General features: G+C 61.9%; 15 protein-coding genes. 6 read left to right on the top strand and 9 right to left on the bottom strand.

Annotated features, from left to right (window positions below; genetic code table 11):
• Nucleotides 1-31: 31 nt before the first annotated feature.
• The 4 genes from VMP31_RS18175 to VMP31_RS18160 all read left to right on the top strand — a co-directional run bounded on the left by VMP31_RS18175 (nt 32) and on the right by VMP31_RS18160 (nt 4,422).
• Nucleotides 32-997, top strand: coding sequence for an NAD(P)H-quinone oxidoreductase (locus tag VMP31_RS18175; protein ID WP_325509112.1), 966 nt, complete (start codon nt 32-34; stop codon nt 995-997).
• 114 nt (nt 998-1,111) lie between these two features.
• Entirely contained in the window at nt 1,112-1,675 is a 564-nt protein-coding gene (gene ahpC / locus VMP31_RS18170; RefSeq protein ID WP_325509111.1) for an alkyl hydroperoxide reductase subunit C, read from the top strand.
• Nucleotides 1,676-1,827: 152 nt separating this feature from the next.
• Nucleotides 1,828-3,381, top strand: coding sequence for an alkyl hydroperoxide reductase subunit F (gene ahpF / locus VMP31_RS18165; protein WP_325509110.1), 1,554 nt, complete (start codon nt 1,828-1,830; stop codon nt 3,379-3,381).
• 246 nt (nt 3,382-3,627) lie between these two features.
• On the top strand, nt 3,628-4,422 hold the full coding sequence (locus VMP31_RS18160; RefSeq protein ID WP_325509109.1) for an SDR family oxidoreductase: 795 nt from the start codon (nt 3,628-3,630) through the stop codon (nt 4,420-4,422).
• A gap of 75 nt (nt 4,423-4,497) precedes the next feature.
• Here the strand turns inward: VMP31_RS18160 and VMP31_RS18155 are convergent, their stop codons facing one another.
• Both VMP31_RS18155 and VMP31_RS18150 read right to left on the bottom strand, forming a co-directional pair.
• Nucleotides 4,498-5,076 carry a TetR/AcrR family transcriptional regulator gene (locus VMP31_RS18155; RefSeq protein ID WP_325509108.1) on the bottom strand — a complete coding sequence of 193 codons (579 nt, stop codon included), beginning with the start codon at nt 5,074-5,076 and terminating at the stop codon, nt 4,498-4,500.
• Between the two features lie 39 nt (nt 5,077-5,115).
• Entirely contained in the window at nt 5,116-5,697 is a 582-nt protein-coding gene (locus VMP31_RS18150; protein WP_325509107.1) for a PaaI family thioesterase, read from the bottom strand.
• Between the two features lie 120 nt (nt 5,698-5,817).
• Between VMP31_RS18150 and VMP31_RS18145 the strand changes: the two genes are divergently transcribed.
• Nucleotides 5,818-7,026, top strand: a complete 1,209-nt coding sequence (locus VMP31_RS18145) for an MFS transporter (RefSeq protein ID WP_325509106.1) — start codon at nt 5,818-5,820, stop codon at nt 7,024-7,026.
• A gap of 25 nt (nt 7,027-7,051) precedes the next feature.
• A complete protein-coding gene (gene lpdA, locus VMP31_RS18140; protein ID WP_325509105.1) occupies nt 7,052-8,452 on the top strand; it encodes a dihydrolipoyl dehydrogenase in 1,401 nt (466 codons plus the stop codon).
• On the opposite strand, the gene zapE is transcribed toward lpdA, so the two are convergent.
• From zapE to VMP31_RS18105, 7 genes are all read right to left on the bottom strand, one after another.
• On the bottom strand, nt 8,449-9,591 hold the full coding sequence (gene zapE / locus VMP31_RS18135; RefSeq protein WP_325509104.1) for a cell division protein ZapE: 1,143 nt from the start codon (nt 9,589-9,591) through the stop codon (nt 8,449-8,451). The two genes, lpdA and zapE, sit on opposite strands and share 4 nt — an antisense overlap.
• Entirely contained in the window at nt 9,591-10,025 is a 435-nt protein-coding gene (gene arsN2 / locus VMP31_RS18130) for an arsenic resistance N-acetyltransferase ArsN2 (protein WP_325509103.1), read from the bottom strand. The genes zapE and arsN2 overlap by 1 nt, the downstream gene beginning before the upstream one ends.
• A gap of 109 nt (nt 10,026-10,134) precedes the next feature.
• Nucleotides 10,135-10,788 (bottom strand): HAD family hydrolase, encoded by a 654-nt coding sequence (locus VMP31_RS18125; protein ID WP_325509102.1) that lies wholly within the window; start codon nt 10,786-10,788, stop codon nt 10,135-10,137.
• Complete coding sequence (locus VMP31_RS18120; protein ID WP_325509101.1) at nt 10,788-11,777, bottom strand: ABC transporter ATP-binding protein; 990 nt, start codon at nt 11,775-11,777, stop codon at nt 10,788-10,790. Before VMP31_RS18120 ends, VMP31_RS18125 begins: the two co-directional genes overlap by 1 nt.
• Nucleotides 11,774-12,568, bottom strand: a complete 795-nt coding sequence (locus VMP31_RS18115) for an ABC transporter permease (protein WP_325509100.1) — start codon at nt 12,566-12,568, stop codon at nt 11,774-11,776. The genes VMP31_RS18120 and VMP31_RS18115 overlap by 4 nt, the downstream gene beginning before the upstream one ends.
• Nucleotides 12,555-13,394 carry an ABC transporter permease subunit gene (locus VMP31_RS18110; protein ID WP_325509469.1) on the bottom strand — a complete coding sequence of 280 codons (840 nt, stop codon included), beginning with the start codon at nt 13,392-13,394 and terminating at the stop codon, nt 12,555-12,557. Before VMP31_RS18110 ends, VMP31_RS18115 begins: the two co-directional genes overlap by 14 nt.
• On the bottom strand, nt 13,394-14,200 hold the full coding sequence (locus VMP31_RS18105; protein ID WP_325509099.1) for an alkaline phosphatase family protein: 807 nt from the start codon (nt 14,198-14,200) through the stop codon (nt 13,394-13,396). The genes VMP31_RS18110 and VMP31_RS18105 overlap by 1 nt, the downstream gene beginning before the upstream one ends.
• Nucleotides 14,201-14,249 lie beyond the last annotated feature (49 nt).

The following is a 14,249-nucleotide window of genomic DNA, read 5'->3' as shown; positions in this document are numbered from 1 at the left end:
GGCCAGGGTTTAAATGCACTATGGAGGCAGCGTGAAGGCATTGCAAGGCGTTGAAGGCCGTGTGGTATGGGCGCAACAGCCCGCTCCGGTCTGTGATGTGGGTGAAATTCGCATTCGCGTAGGGGCTGCCGGACTCAATCGTGCCGATTTATTGCAGCGTGCCGGGCTCTATCCGCCGCCCCCAGGCGTCAGCCCGGTGCTGGGGTTGGAGTGTGCCGGTATCGTCAGCGAAGTGGGGGCCGGTTGCGACTGGCAGATCGGTGATCGGGTCTGCGCGCTGCTGGCCGGCGGCGGTATGGCCGAGGAGGTGGTGGTCGATGCCCGTCATGCCTTGCCGGTGCCTGAGGGCATGACCCTGCAGGAAGCCGCGGCGCTGCCCGAGGTGTTCGCCACCGCCTGGCTCAATCTATTCCAGCTGGCCGGCCTCAGGCCCGGCGAGAAGGTGCTGCTGCATGCCGGTGCCAGTGGCGTCGGTTCGGCGGCTATCCAGCTGTGCCGGGCCTTTGGCAGCCCGTGCTGGGTCAGTGTCGGCTCCCCGCAGCGGCTGGCCTATTGCCAATCTCTGGGGGCTCAAGGTGGCGCGCTACGCGGTGATGAGCAGCTGCAGGCCTTGGGCGACTTCGGCCCTTTCGATGTGATTCTCGATCCGGTCGGCGGTAATTACGCGGCGCTCAATCTGGAGCTGCTGGCTCAGGATGGGCGTTGGCTCAATATCGGCCTGATGGGCGGGCGCAAGGCCGAACTGGACTTTGCCTTGCTGCTGGGTAAGCGCATCCAGCTGATCGGCTCGACCTTGCGCAGCCGCGACGAGCAGTTCAAGGCCGCGTTGCTGCACGACTTGCAGCAGTTCGTCTGGCCACTGTTCGCCGAAGGACGGCTCAAGCCGAACCTGCAAGGCAGTTTTCCGGTCGAAGAGGCTGAGGCGGCCTTTGCCGAGCTGGCGAGCAATCAAGTCAATGGCAAGCTGGTACTGGTAATAGACTCGACCCTGGTATGAACCGGGGTCGATTGGCTTAATCAATCGTAACCATGGCACCAATCAATAAGCTTTCTTCGCCGAAGTGGCTAAGATGCGCCCTGTAGCTTTTTCAACCCTCACAAGGAATCCACAATGTCCCTTATCAACACCCAGGTTCAACCGTTCAAGGCCAATGCGTTCCACAACGGTAAGTTTATCGAAGTGACTGAGGAGTCCCTGAAGGGCAAGTGGTCGGTACTGATCTTTATGCCGGCTGCCTTCACCTTCAACTGCCCGACTGAAATCGAAGACGCGGCCAACAACTACCCTGCGTTCCGCGATGCCGGCACTGAAGTTTACATCGTCACCACCGACACCCATTTCTCCCACAAGGTCTGGCACGAAACCTCGCCTGCCGTAGGCAAGGCTCAGTTCCCGCTGATCGGTGATCCGACCCACGCCCTGACCCGCGCTTTCGGTGTGCACATCGAAGAAGAAGGTCTGGCCCTGCGCGGCACCTTCCTGATCAACCCGGAAGGCGTGATCAAGACCGTTGAAATCCACTCCAACGAAATCGCGCGTGACGTATCGGAAACCCTGCGCAAGCTGAAAGCTGCTCAGTACACCGCTGCTCACCCAGGCGAAGTCTGCCCAGCCAAGTGGAAAGAAGGCGAGAAGACTCTGGCTCCTTCCCTGGACCTAGTTGGCAAGATCTAAATCTGCCGACACCTTCCCAGGGCCTAGGCGCGGGGAGGGAAGTACTTAGCGCTGTCAGGGTCGAGACCCGACCCTAGTGGTGCCCGATGCCTGGGCGCGATCCGCCCGGGCATTTTATTGCCCAGAATTTTTGTCATTGAGGACTATCCGCCATGTTGGACGCTAACCTGCAAACCCAGTTGAAGGCCTACCTGGAAAAGGTCACCCTGCCGTTCGAGATCGTCGCGTCCCTCGATGACAGTGCGAAATCCCAGGAGCTGCTTGAACTGCTCCAGAGCATCGTCGGCCTGACCGACAAGATCACCCTGAAGACCGATGGCAGCGACGCTCGCCGTCCGTCGTTCTCGCTTAACCGCCCGGGTGCAGACATCGGCCTGACCTTCGCCGGCATCCCCATGGGCCACGAGTTCACCTCGTTGGTACTGGCGCTGCTGCAGGTGGGCGGTCATCCCTCCAAACTGGATGCCGAAACCATCGCGCAGATTCAGGCCGTTGAAGGCACGTTCGAGTTCGAGACCTACTTCTCGCTGTCCTGCCAGAACTGCCCGGACGTGGTCCAGGCGCTGAACCTGATGGCTGTGCTCAACCCGAATATCCGCAACGTCTCCATCGACGGCGCGCTGTTCCAGGAAGAGGTCGAGCGCCGCCAGATCATGGCCGTGCCGAGCATCTACCTGAACGGCGAGGTATTCGCCTCCGGCCGTATGGACGTGAAGGAAATCCTCGCCAAGATCGACACCGGCGCGGCCAACCGCGACGCCGATAAGATGAGCGCCAAGCAGGCCTTCGACGTGCTGGTAGTCGGCGGTGGCCCAGCTGGCGCTGCAGCTGCCATCTACGCTGCGCGCAAGGGGATCCGTACCGCGATTGCCGCCGAGCGTTTCGGCGGTCAGGTGCTCGACACCATGGCCATCGAGAACTTTGTCTCGGTAAAGGAAACCGAAGGGCCGAAGCTGGTACGCGCCCTGGAAGAGCACGTGCGCGAGTACGAAGTCGACATCATGAACCTGCAGCGCGCCAGCGCACTGGTTCCGGCGAGCAGCGCAGGCGGCCTGCATGAGGTGAAGTTCGAGAACGGTTCCAGCCTCAAGGCCAAGACCGTAATCCTCTCCACCGGTGCGCGCTGGCGCGAGATGGGTGTGCCGGGCGAGCAGGAATACAAGGCCAAAGGTGTGTGCTTCTGTCCGCACTGCGATGGTCCGCTGTTCAAGGGCAAGCGCGTGGCGGTGATCGGCGGCGGTAACTCCGGCGTCGAGGCGGCGATTGATCTGGCCGGTATCGTCGCCCACGTGACTCTGCTGGAATACGACAGCCAACTGCGTGCCGATGCCGTGCTGCAGAAAAAGCTCTACAGCTTGCCCAACGTCGATGTGATCACCAGCGCCCTGACCAGCGAAGTAACAGGTGATGGTCAGAAGGTTAACGGCTTGGTCTACAAAGACCGTAACTCCAGCGAGTTCAACACCATCGCGCTGGAAGGCATCTTCGTGCAGATCGGCTTGCTGCCCAACAGTGATTGGCTCAAGGGGACGGTGGAGCTGAGCCCGCGTGGCGAGATCATCGTCGATGCCCGTGGCGAGACCTCGCTGCCGGGAATCTTCGCCGCCGGTGACGTCACCACAGTGCCGTACAAGCAGATCGTTATCGCCGTGGGCGAGGGTGCCAAGGCATCCCTGAGCGCCTTCGATCATCTGATCCGCAGCTAAATAAGCTAGAAGCTCTACGTCGCATAAGAGCGGACAACCTTTACGGGTTGTCCGCTTTTTTGTGCTCTGTCATCAGGTGCTTAGCTGCCATTTCCTGCGGTTTTTACGCCTGGAGCGTTTGTGGAATCGCTGCTGATAGTTTTTATTATGAGCGACATATAATATTTATATTATGCGCGTAATGTGATTCGGCGCACTATACCTCCAGATAGCCTAACGACCCCGTACACCCCCAGGAGACGCAGCATGAGCACGCATAACGAGAAAGGCACTGCATTGATCACCGGCGCTTCATCCGGCATTGGTGCCACCTACGCCGAGCGCCTGGCGCAGCGCGGTTATGACCTGCTGTTGGTGGCCCGCGATTTGCCGCGCTTGCAGGCGCTGTCTGCGCGTTTGACTGAGCAGTACGGGGTAAAGGTCGAAGCGCTGAAGGCCGACCTCACCGACAAGGCTGATCTGCACGCCGTTACCCAGCGTCTGCGCGCTGACAAGGCCATCAGCCTGCTGATCAACAACGCCGGTATGGCCATGCACGGTCAGCTGGCCGAGGCCGATCTCGACACCGTAGACCGGATGATCCTGCTCAACGTGGTTTCGCTGACTCACTTGTCCACTGCAGCCGCCGCCAATTTCACCGCCTCCGGGCGCGGGGCAATTATCAATATCGCCTCGGTGGTGGCCCTGGCTCCGGAAATGTTCAATGCCGTGTACAGCGCCACCAAGGCCTATGTACTGAGCCTGACCCAGACCCTTAACGGTGAGGTGAAGGCGCAGGGTCTGCAGGTTCAGGCCGTACTGCCCGGCATTACTCGCACCGAGATCTGGGAGCGCAGCGGCATGGATGATTCGGCACTGCCGGCGAGCATGATCATGGAAGTCGGCGAGATGGTCGATGCGGCGCTGGCCGGCTTTGACCAGGGCGAGCTGATCACCATTCCATCGCTGCCTGACGCCGCTGACTGGCAGGCCTTTACCGATGCCCGCGGCAAGCTTGCGCCGAACCTTTCCCGCAGCAGCGCGGCAGCTCGTTACAAATAAGCCGCTGGCCGTAACAACAAAAGCCCTGGCTGCAAACAGTCAGGGCTTTCGCTGTGTGGCACTAGTTTTCTGCAATCAGGCGCTTTTTCCTGCGTCGCCGGTGTTCTGTTCGATCAGCAGGCGGCGGGTGGTTTTCAGCAATCGGTCAGACAGTTCCGGGTCGCTTACGCTGCGTGACAGCAGCAGAGCACCGACCATGGCGCTAAGAATCAGCACGCTCTGTTCATCGGCATGCTCAACGCTAAGGCCGGCTTCGATTGCTTTCAAACGGTCGCGGACCAGTTCGTCGGTAGTCGGGCTGGGCGCACCGCGCTGGCCCAGCTCGGCGGACATGGTCGGCAATGGGCAGCCATCGCCCGGATCGGCGCGGTGGGCGGACGACAGATAGCCGCTGATCAGGCGGGTCAGCGGCTTGTCGCTATTGGCCATCTCGGCGGTGACGGCTGTCAGTTTTTCAGCGCTGTGACGCAGGGCGATTTCCACCAGTTCATCTTTCGATTTGAAGTGGGCATAGAAGCCGCCATGGGTCAGGCCCAGGGTCTTCATCAGCGGCTGCAGGCCGGTGGCGCCGACGCCATCGCGGCGAAACAGGCGCGCGGCCTCTTCGATGATGCGCTGATGGGTCTGGGCTTTGTGGTCTTCGGAATAACGCATGGAGTACCTGGCCGCTGGGTTCAGATGTTGCCTGCCATCTTACTCGCTTCGACCCGGTGTTTCAGTGCCGGGTGTAGGCGCTGTCCCAGGCATGCTGAGAATCAGGCAGGTGGTTGAGCCGACGGCGTACAGGCGGTCGTCGACATCGTAGATGCGCCCTTCGGCCAGCGCCGTGGTGCGGCCGATATGCACGATGCGGCCTTCGGCGCGGATCGGCCCGACCTTGGTGCTGAGGGCGCGGATGTAGCTGATGCGCAGATCGGTGGTGGTGTAACCCTGGCCACGCTGCAATTGGGTGTGGATGGCGCAGCCCATGCAGGAGTCGAGCAGGGTGGCCGCATAGCCGCCGTGCACGCTGCCCAGCGGGTTGTAGTGGCGCGCATCGGGCGTGCCCTGGAAGACGAAGCGCCCGGATGACCATTCCAGCGGGACAAAATCCAGCAGATGGCCGATGGGCGGAGAGGGCAGTTCACCACGGCCGATGCCGTCAAAGAACTCCTGCGGCAACAGTTCGCTGACCTGCGCCAGGCTCATGCTGCCGGGTGCACCGAGGCTGGCGCGCATGGCTTGTTCGGCGGCGAGCCATTCGGCCAGTTTTTCTTCGCGTGATGGGATGCTCATGAATCAGGCCTCGTCGGCTGGTGGCTTTAAAATTAAAAGCGTAATTTAATTATTTATATTATGGTTGAAATATTAGTGTTTGGCGAGCCACGCCAGCCCGTGATAACAGGACCCACGCCCATGCATCGCTATCCCTTGCCCTCGCGCAGCCTGCTGTTGATTCTGGTGGCCCTGACCGCCCTTGGAGAGATTTCCACCCAGCTGATCATCCCCAGCCTGGGCGTTATCGAGCTGATCATGGCGGCCCGCCCCGGCAGCAGCCTGCTGGCTTTATCGGCGTTCGTCGCCGCCTTTGGTCTGGGTCAGTTGTTGCTCGGCCCGCTGTCGGATCGCATCGGCCGGCGTCCGGTGCTGATCGCCGGGCTGTTGGTCTATCTGCTCGCCACCTGGTGGATGCTGCTGGCCAGCAGCATGGGCGAGTTTATTGCCGCCCGCGTGTTGCAGGGGCTTGGGGCCTGCGCGGCATTGGTTCTGGCGCGGGCCATCGTCCGCGATGTGTGGCAGGCGCAGGCTGGGCCTGCATTGGCGCTGACGGTGATCGGCATGCTCTGCGCCATCGTCCTGTCGCCGATGCTGGGCGGCGTGCTGACGCTGTATGGCGGCTGGCGCGCGCCGATTGCCCTGGCGCTACTGATCGGCGTTGCCATCGTTTGTGCGGTGTTGGGCTTGTACCGGGAAAGCAATCGGCAGCTCGACCCGCAGGCCGGGCAGCTCAGCCGCTTGGCTGGCAACTATGCCGATCTGCTGCGCGCCGCCTCGTTTCGCGCGCTGGCCCTGACGCTGGCCTGCACCTATGGCGCGATGTTTGCGGTAGTTGCCGGCTCTTCGGCTGTGTATGTGGGCCTGCTGGGGCTGAGCCCGGCGCAATACGGCATCACCTTTGCGGCAATTGTTTCGGCGCTGATCGCCGGCGCGATGTTTACCCAGCGGCGCATTCTGCAGCTGGGCCCCGAGAAGATAGTCGGCATAGGCGCGGCACTGGTGGTAAGCGGCGCCCTGGCCACTTTGGCGATTTATCTGCTGTTTGGTTTGTCATTGCTCGGCCTGTCGTTGCCCCAGGTGTTGGTCACCCTGGGCGGTGGCATGTTGCTGCCGGCATCGGTGGCTGGCGCAGTGATCCCCAATGCCCACCGCGCAGGCCTTGCTGCAGGCTTTATGGGCTTTGCGCAAATGGCCGGCGCCACCTGCAGTGGCGTCTTGCTCAGCCTGCTGGCGGATGGCTCGGCTTGGCCTATGGTGTTGCTGAACAGTTTATTCGCCGTCGCGGCGTTCTGCGCCTTCCATCTGCTGCGCCCACGGCCGGCAGCGAACGCGGCGCTGGTTCGCTAAACCTCTGCAGCCTAGGAGTAACTCAATGAGCAACTATGACGTGCTGATCATTGGTGGCGGCCCTGGCGGCTACAACGCCGCCATCCGTGCCGGGCAACTGGGCCTGAAAGTCGCCTGTATCGAGGGGCGCGAAACCCTGGGCGGCACCTGCCTGAATGTCGGCTGCATGCCGTCGAAGGCGCTGCTGCATGCCTCGGAGTTGTACGAAGCGGCGACCAGCGGCGAGCTCAACAACCTCGGTATCGAGGTCACGCCAACGCTCAATCTGGCGCAGATGATGAAGCAGAAGGATGAGAGCGTAACGGCGTTGACCAAGGGTATCGAGTTTCTGTTTCGCAAGAACAAAGTCGAATGGATCAAGGGCTGGGGTCGTTTGAACGGGCCGGGCAAGGTCACGGTGACCCTCGCCGATGGCAGCGTGCGCGAGTTGCAGGCCAAGGACATCGTACTTGCCACCGGCTCGGAACCGACGCCGTTGCCCGGGGTGACGATTGATAATCAGCGCATCCTCGACTCCACCGGCGCGCTGGCTTTGCCTAAGGTGCCCCAGCATTTGGTGGTGATTGGTGCCGGGGTAATCGGTCTGGAGCTGGGTTCGGTTTGGCGGCGTTTGGGCAGCCAGGTGACGGTGGTGGAGTACCTCGACCGCATCTGCCCAGGCCTGGATGACGAAACCGCGAAAACCCTGCAGCGCACCCTGAGCAAGCAGGGCATGAATTTCAAACTGGCAACCAAGGTCAGTGCCGCCAAGGCCACGGCCAAAGGCGTCACCCTTGACTTGCAGCCCGCTGCTGGCGGCGCTGTCGAGCAATTACAGGCTGACTATGTGCTGGTCGCCATTGGTCGCCGCCCCTACACCGCCGGCCTGGGGCTGGAAACCGTCGGCCTGGCCACCGACAAGCGCGGCATGCTGGAAAACCAGCAGCACCGCAGCAGCGTGCCGGGTATCTGGATTATCGGCGACGTGACCTCTGGGCCGATGCTCGCGCACAAGGCCGAAGATGAGGCCATCGCCTGTATCGAGCGCATCGCCGGGCATGCCGCCGAGGTCAATTACGAGGCGATTCCCGGGGTAATCTACACCAAGCCGGAAGTCGCCACCGTGGGCAAGACCGAGGAGCAGCTGAAGGCCGAAGGGCGCGCCTACAAGGTTGGCAAGTTTCCCTTTACCGCCAATAGCCGGGCGAAGATCAATCACGAGGCCGAAGGCTTCGTCAAAGTGTTGGCCGATGAGCGCACCGACCAGATTCTCGGCGTGCATATCATCGGCCCCAGCGCCGGCGAACTGATCGGCGAGTACTGCGTCGCGTTGGAATTCAGCGCTTCGGCCGAAGATATTGCGCTGATCTGCCATCCACACCCAACCCGCTCGGAAGCGCTACGCCAGGCGGCGATGAATGTGCACGGCTGGGCCATGCAGGCTTAAGCGCCAAAGCGCTGCAACTGCATCTCCTGCAAACGGCTGAGGGTGCGGCGAAAGGCGAAGCTCAGGTAGCCCTCGGTATAGAGTTCGGCGAGCGGCACCTTAGCTTCGAGGTACAGCGGCACCTTGCGGTCGTAGCACTCATCCACCAGGGTGATAAAGCGCCGCACGCTGTCATCCTTGACCGACAGGGCGGGCAGCTGCCGATCGCCTGCCTGCACCCGCTCCGCGCCATCTTCGGTGCCACGGGCAATCTTCGCCGCGCGTTGCGGGCTGCTCAGGTTTGGCACTTCGCTGAGCAGAATGGCCTGGAAGCGGTCGCACAGGGCGATAAAGTCTGGCGCGGCCAAAGGCTGTTCGCACAGGTCGGCAAAGCGGCACCAGAGCACGCCGTCGCAGTGGCAGAGCACGCCGTCGCAGTGGCGCAGGGTCTGCACGCTGCGGTTGCCGAGCGTGAGTGGTTGATCGCTGCTGGGCCTGCCTGCGGCCAACTGACTGAAGGTCCGGCTAAGCACGCTAGGCAGCCCAGGCGTGGCGACCCAGTAGCGGGTGTGGGCGGTGCCTGGGTGCAGGCGATGGTCTTCCTCACCGTTGATGCTTACCACCTGCATATGCCGCTGCAGGGCGGCCACTGCAGGCAGAAAACGCTCGCGGTTAAAGCCTTCGGCATACAGCTGCTCGGGCGGCTGGTTGGACGTGGCCACCAGCACCACGCCCTGTTCGAACATCACCTGAAACAGGCGACCGAGAATAATCGCATCGCCGATATCGCTGACAAACAGCTCGTCGAAGCACAACACCCGGACTTCCTCGCTCAGTTCCACGGCCAGGGCCTGCAGCGGATCAGGCGTACCGGTGAGCTGAAACAGGCGCATATGCACCCAGCGCATAAAGTGGTGAAAGTGCTGACGCCGTGCCGGGACCTTTAGTCCTTTGTAAAAGCAGTCCATCAGCCAGGTCTTGCCACGGCCAACCGGCCCCCACAGATACACCCCGTTGATGGGTTGCGCAGGTGCGGCCTGGTGCAGGGCCTGATGACAGTCATGCAACGCCTGGGCGGCCTGCCATTGCGCCGGGTCGGATTTAAAGCCGTCGCGGTCGATGGCCTGTTGGTAGGCAGTGAGCGGGGAGCTACAGTCCATCAGCGTGCCTCGATACGCTTGTGCATACAGACTGCACTGGCGGGGCAGAGACTGGAGAATTCGGCGGTTTGGCGAATTGTTTCAGGCACGTTGGTTCGCTCGACGCTGCTGTAACCACGGCGGCTGAAGAAGGCTTCTGCGCTGTTGGTGAGCAGGTACAGCTCACGTACGCCAAGTTGCTGTGCATAGGCCTCGATCTCGGCGACCAGCGCGCCGCCATAACCCTTGCCGCGGGCCCCTGGGCTGACCGCCAGTGAGCGCAGCAGCGCCACATCGCCATACAGCTCCAGACCGACCACTGCATCGGGCGAATCCTCTGGCCCGCAGGCGATAAAGTGCGCGAAGTGCTCGGCTGCAAGGTCGGCCGTGGGCAGCCCTTCAGCTGCCAGTAACGTCTTGGCGGCCGCAGCTGGCGGGTGATGGTAAAAGTTCATGGGCGTCCATCTGGGCGAGACAATCGGATCAGCACAGCGCTGGCACTTTACCCGAGCGCATAGCAAAAGGCCCACAGGTGTGGGTCTTTTGCATTCAGCGGCTGGCCAATCAACGCCAGCTAAGGATCGGCCAGCCGGCCTGCTGGGCGTGCTGCAACAGCGTCGGGTCGGGGTTGACCACATGGGGCTTGTCGACCACTTGCAGCAGCGGCAGGTCGTTGCGCGAGTCGGAGTAGAAGTAGGCTCCGTCGAGGGTTTCGTCGTGTTCTTGCAGCCAGGCGTGCAGGCGCGTGACCTTGCCTTCGCGGTAGGTCATTACGCCCTGGGTGCGGCCGCTGTAGTGGCCGTGCTGTTGCTCCAGGTCGATGGCCAGCACTTCTTCGACATTCAGGCGTGCGGCGATGGCGCTGACCAGAAAGTGTGCCGAGGCGGAAATCACCAGCAGGCGGTCGCCGGCAGCGCGGTGGTTGGCCAGGCAGCGGGTGGCGTCGCTGTAGAAGATCGGCTCGATCACGTCCTCGACAAAGGGCTCGACCACATGGGCGACTTCCTCGGCGGTGCGCCCGACCAGGGGCGAGAGGGTAAAGGCCATATAGTCTTCCATGGCCAGGCTGCCGGCGGCGTACTGGCGCATCAGCTCCTGTTCATGGGCGATAAAGCTGTCGCCATCGGCCCAGCCGAGCTTGACCATTTCCTGGCTCCACAGGCTGGCGCAGTCGCCGCCGATCAGGGTTTCGTCCAGGTCGAATATTGCCAGGGCCATCAGGCCACCTCACAAATTGCGTTGTCTTCGATGTTCAGGTTGATGTGCTGGCCGCTGGCGTGCATATCGCTGGCCGAACGATTCAGCACATCGACCAGCAGTTCGACGCCACGAGCCTCGACGCGGTAACGAATCACGTTGCCGAGTAGGCTGTGGCTGCGGATTTGCGCCTGGATGCTGCCTTGCGCGCCTATCTGAATGGCTTCCGGGCGGATCGCCACACGGCTGCCGATTGGTCGGCCGAGCAGATGGCTGGCGGTCGCCGCATCGAGCAGGTTGTAGTTGCCGATAAAACCGGCGGCAAAGGCATCGGCCGGGGCGGTGTAGAGGGTCTCGGCATCGCCGCTCTGGACGATTTTGCCGGCGTTCATCAGGAAGATACGGTCGCTCAAGACCAGGGCTTCTTCCTGGTCATGGGTGACGAAGATGGTGGTCAGGCCCAGTTCCTGCTGGATGTTGCGGATCTGTTCGCGCAGGTGTTTGCGAATCCGCGCATCCAGGGCCGACAGCGGCTCGTCGAGCAACAGCAGGCGCGGGCGGGTGACCAGCGAGCGGGCCAGGGCCACGCGCTGGCACTGGCCGCCGGACAGTTGCTGCGGGTAGCGGCCGGCAAAGTCGTTGAGCTCGACCATTTCCAGAGCCTGTTTGACCCGCTGCTCGGCTTCGCTGCCTTTGACCTTGAGCATACGCAGGCCGAAGGCGACGTTCTGCTGCACGGTCATATTGGGGAACAGCGCATAGCTCTGAAACACCATGCCGATGCCGCGCTTTTGCGGGGCGACGGGCACTAGATCCTCGCCGTCGAGCAGAATTTGCCCGCCATTGACCCCGGTTAAGCCGGCGATGCAGCGCAGCAGGGTGGATTTGCCGCAGCCGGACGGGCCGAGCAGGGTGATAAATTCGCCCTTGGCGATCTCGCAGTTGATATCGCTAAAGATCGCGGTTGAACCGTAATTCTTGTGCAGGCCTTGGATACTCAGATAACTCATGACTTGTCCTTATTCAGGCGGTTGGCCGCCCAGGTCATCAGCAGCACGAACATGAAATAGGAAATCACCAGGGCGCTGGTGAAGTGACCGCTGTCGTTGCGCATGTTGTAGAGGTACACCTGCAGGGTTTCGTAGCGGCTGCCCACCAGCAGGTTGGCGAAGACGAACTCACCGAACAGGAAGCTGAAGGAGAGGAACACCGAAACCATCAGGCCCTTGCGCAGGTTCGGCAGCACCACCATAAAGGCCGCGCGCCAGGTGCTGGCACCCAGCAGGTGGGCGGCGTCCATCAGGTCGCGCAGATTGATCGCCTGCAGGTTGTTGCTGATCGCCCGGTACATAAAGGGCAGGGCGATGGTGAAGTAGGTGCCGATAAGGATCCAGGGGGTGCCGAGGATCGGCAACGGGCCGCCGGCGAACAGCTGCATCAGGCCCACCGAGGACACCACCGGGGGAATGGCGAACGGCAGCAGGATCAGCACATTCATCAGGCTGTCGAGCTTGGGGAAGTGGTAGTTGACCACGAACAACAGCGGCAGGATCAACACCAGCGCCAGCACCAGGGCGGCAAAGCACACCAGCAGCGAACGGCCGAAGGCGGTGAGAAAGCGAGCATCGCTCCACAGCGCCAGGTACCACTTGAAGGTCAGGCCACTGGGCAGAATGCTCGCCGACCAGCTGGTCGACAGCGAGTAGAGCAGGGTGCCCAGCAGCGGCAGCAGCAGGATCATAAACAGCGCATAGACCACCAACTGGTGGAACAGTGGCGAGCGTTTTTCAGCGGGCGACATGGTAGCTCCTGCGCAGCAGCCATTGATGGACGATGGTGATCAGGGTCATCAGGCCAACCAGAATCATCGCCAGGGCGCTGGCCATATTCGGGTCGAGGAAGATGTCGCCGGAGACCATGGCGGCGATACGGATCGGCAGGATATTGAAGTTGCCGGTGGTCAGCGCATACACCGTGGCATAGGCACCCAGGGCGTTGGCCAGCAGAATCACGAAGGTGCCGAGCAGTGCCGGGGTCAGCACCGGCAGGCCGATATGCCGCCAGAACTGCCAGTTGCTCGCGCCTAGTAATTCAGCGGATTCGCGCCAGTCTTCGCGCAGGGCATCGAAGGCGGGGTAGAGCAGCAGTACACCGAGGGGAATCTGGAAGTAGCTGTAGAGCACGATCAGGCCGGTTTTCGAGTAGAGGTTGAAATCCTCGATGATCCCCGCCTGCTTGAGCAGGATGGTCAGCGCGCCGTTGAAACCCAGCAGAATGATAAAGGCGAAGGCCAGCGGCACCCCGGAGAAGTTGCTGGTCATATTGGAAAACGCCATCACGAAGTCGCGCAGCCGGCTGTCGACCTGACGCAGCGAGTAGCTGCCGAGAATGGCGATGCTGATGCCGATCAGGCTTGACCAGAAACTCACCTCCAGGCTGTGGCGGATCGCCTGGCGGTAGAACGGAGAGGCGAAGGCTTCCCTGAAGTTGCCCAGCCCCCAGCCATCGCTGGTGTTCAGGCTATTACTGGCGACCCAGAGCAGCGGCGCGACCTGAAAGGCAATAAAGAACAGGGCAAACGGCAGCAGGCACAAGATGGCCAGCCACTTGCCACGAAGGGCTTTGATCACTGCAAAAGCTCCCGGCAGAAGGGTTTGTCGTGGGTGATACCGAGCAATTGGCAGACCGTGCCGCACAACTCCAGCTGCTTGGGTTGGGCGTTGGGGTCGAGGCTAAAGGCGCTGCCGAGTACCAGCAGCGGCACTTCGCGCTCTTCCGGCAGTAGGCCGTTGTGGCTGCGGTCATTGTTCATGCCGTGGTCGGCGGTGACCAGAATCTGGTAGCCGGCATCCAGCCAGGGCTGGATATAGTCGGCCAGCAGCACATCGGCCCGGCGCGCGCTGTTGCGGTACTGCGCGCTGTCGAGGCCATGCTTGTGGCCGGCGTCGTCGATATTCATCGGGTGTACCAGGAGGAAATTCGGCTGGTGGCGCAGGCGCAGGCTTTCCGCGTCGGCGAACAGGTGTGAATCCGGGTAATGGTCGGCGTAGTAGAAATGGCCATGCTGGATCGGCAGGGCCGCATCGCTGGTATGGCGATCGCGGGCCGCGACGAAGGGCGCGCGGTTATACAGCTCGCTGACCCAGTGATAGGCCGCCGCGGCGGTCGTCAGACCAGCGTCGCGGGCGTAATGGAAGATACTGCGCTGATTCGACAGGCGCACCACCTCGTTGTGCACGATGCCGCTGTCGATAGGCGCAACACCGGTGAGAATCGCCTCGTACAGCGGCCGGGACAATGCCGGCAGTTCGCAGTCGAGTTTGTACAGCGCGGCGCGTCCGGCGTGGCAGTAAGCCTGCAGATGCCCCAGTGCGTGCTCGGCCACCTGGTAATTCAGACCATCGAGTACCACCAGGATGACGTTGTGATTCATTTACTTCTCTCTTGTCAGCCGTAGCCCGGATGCAATCCGGGGGCGCATT

Origin of the sequence: Pseudomonas sp., assembly GCF_035512415.1 — a bacterium.
Taxonomy (GTDB): Bacteria; Pseudomonadota; Gammaproteobacteria; order Pseudomonadales; family Pseudomonadaceae; genus Aquipseudomonas.
Note: the sequence above shows the minus strand (reverse complement) of the source record. Positions and strands in the feature narration are given on the sequence as shown.

Excerpts from the sequence above, each read along its gene's own strand:
- ahpC (WP_325509111.1), top strand. The coding sequence starts at position 1,112 with ATGTCCCTTATCAACACCCAGGTTCAACCGTTCAAGGCCAATGCGTTC.
- ahpF (WP_325509110.1), top strand. The coding sequence starts at position 1,828 with ATGTTGGACGCTAACCTGCAAACCCAGTTGAAGGCCTACCTGGAAAAG.
- VMP31_RS18160 (WP_325509109.1), top strand. The coding sequence starts at position 3,628 with ATGAGCACGCATAACGAGAAAGGCACTGCATTGATCACCGGCGCTTCA.
- VMP31_RS18155 (WP_325509108.1), bottom strand. The coding sequence starts at position 5,076 with ATGCGTTATTCCGAAGACCACAAAGCCCAGACCCATCAGCGCATCATC.
- VMP31_RS18150 (WP_325509107.1), bottom strand. The coding sequence starts at position 5,697 with ATGAGCATCCCATCACGCGAAGAAAAACTGGCCGAATGGCTCGCCGCC.
- VMP31_RS18145 (WP_325509106.1), top strand. The coding sequence starts at position 5,818 with ATGCATCGCTATCCCTTGCCCTCGCGCAGCCTGCTGTTGATTCTGGTG.
- lpdA (WP_325509105.1), top strand. The coding sequence starts at position 7,052 with ATGAGCAACTATGACGTGCTGATCATTGGTGGCGGCCCTGGCGGCTAC.
- zapE (WP_325509104.1), bottom strand. The coding sequence starts at position 9,591 with ATGGACTGTAGCTCCCCGCTCACTGCCTACCAACAGGCCATCGACCGC.
- arsN2 (WP_325509103.1), bottom strand. The coding sequence starts at position 10,025 with ATGAACTTTTACCATCACCCGCCAGCTGCGGCCGCCAAGACGTTACTG.
- VMP31_RS18125 (WP_325509102.1), bottom strand. The coding sequence starts at position 10,788 with ATGGCCCTGGCAATATTCGACCTGGACGAAACCCTGATCGGCGGCGAC.
- VMP31_RS18120 (WP_325509101.1), bottom strand. The coding sequence starts at position 11,777 with ATGAGTTATCTGAGTATCCAAGGCCTGCACAAGAATTACGGTTCAACC.
- VMP31_RS18115 (WP_325509100.1), bottom strand. The coding sequence starts at position 12,568 with ATGTCGCCCGCTGAAAAACGCTCGCCACTGTTCCACCAGTTGGTGGTC.
- VMP31_RS18105 (WP_325509099.1), bottom strand. The coding sequence starts at position 14,200 with ATGAATCACAACGTCATCCTGGTGGTACTCGATGGTCTGAATTACCAG.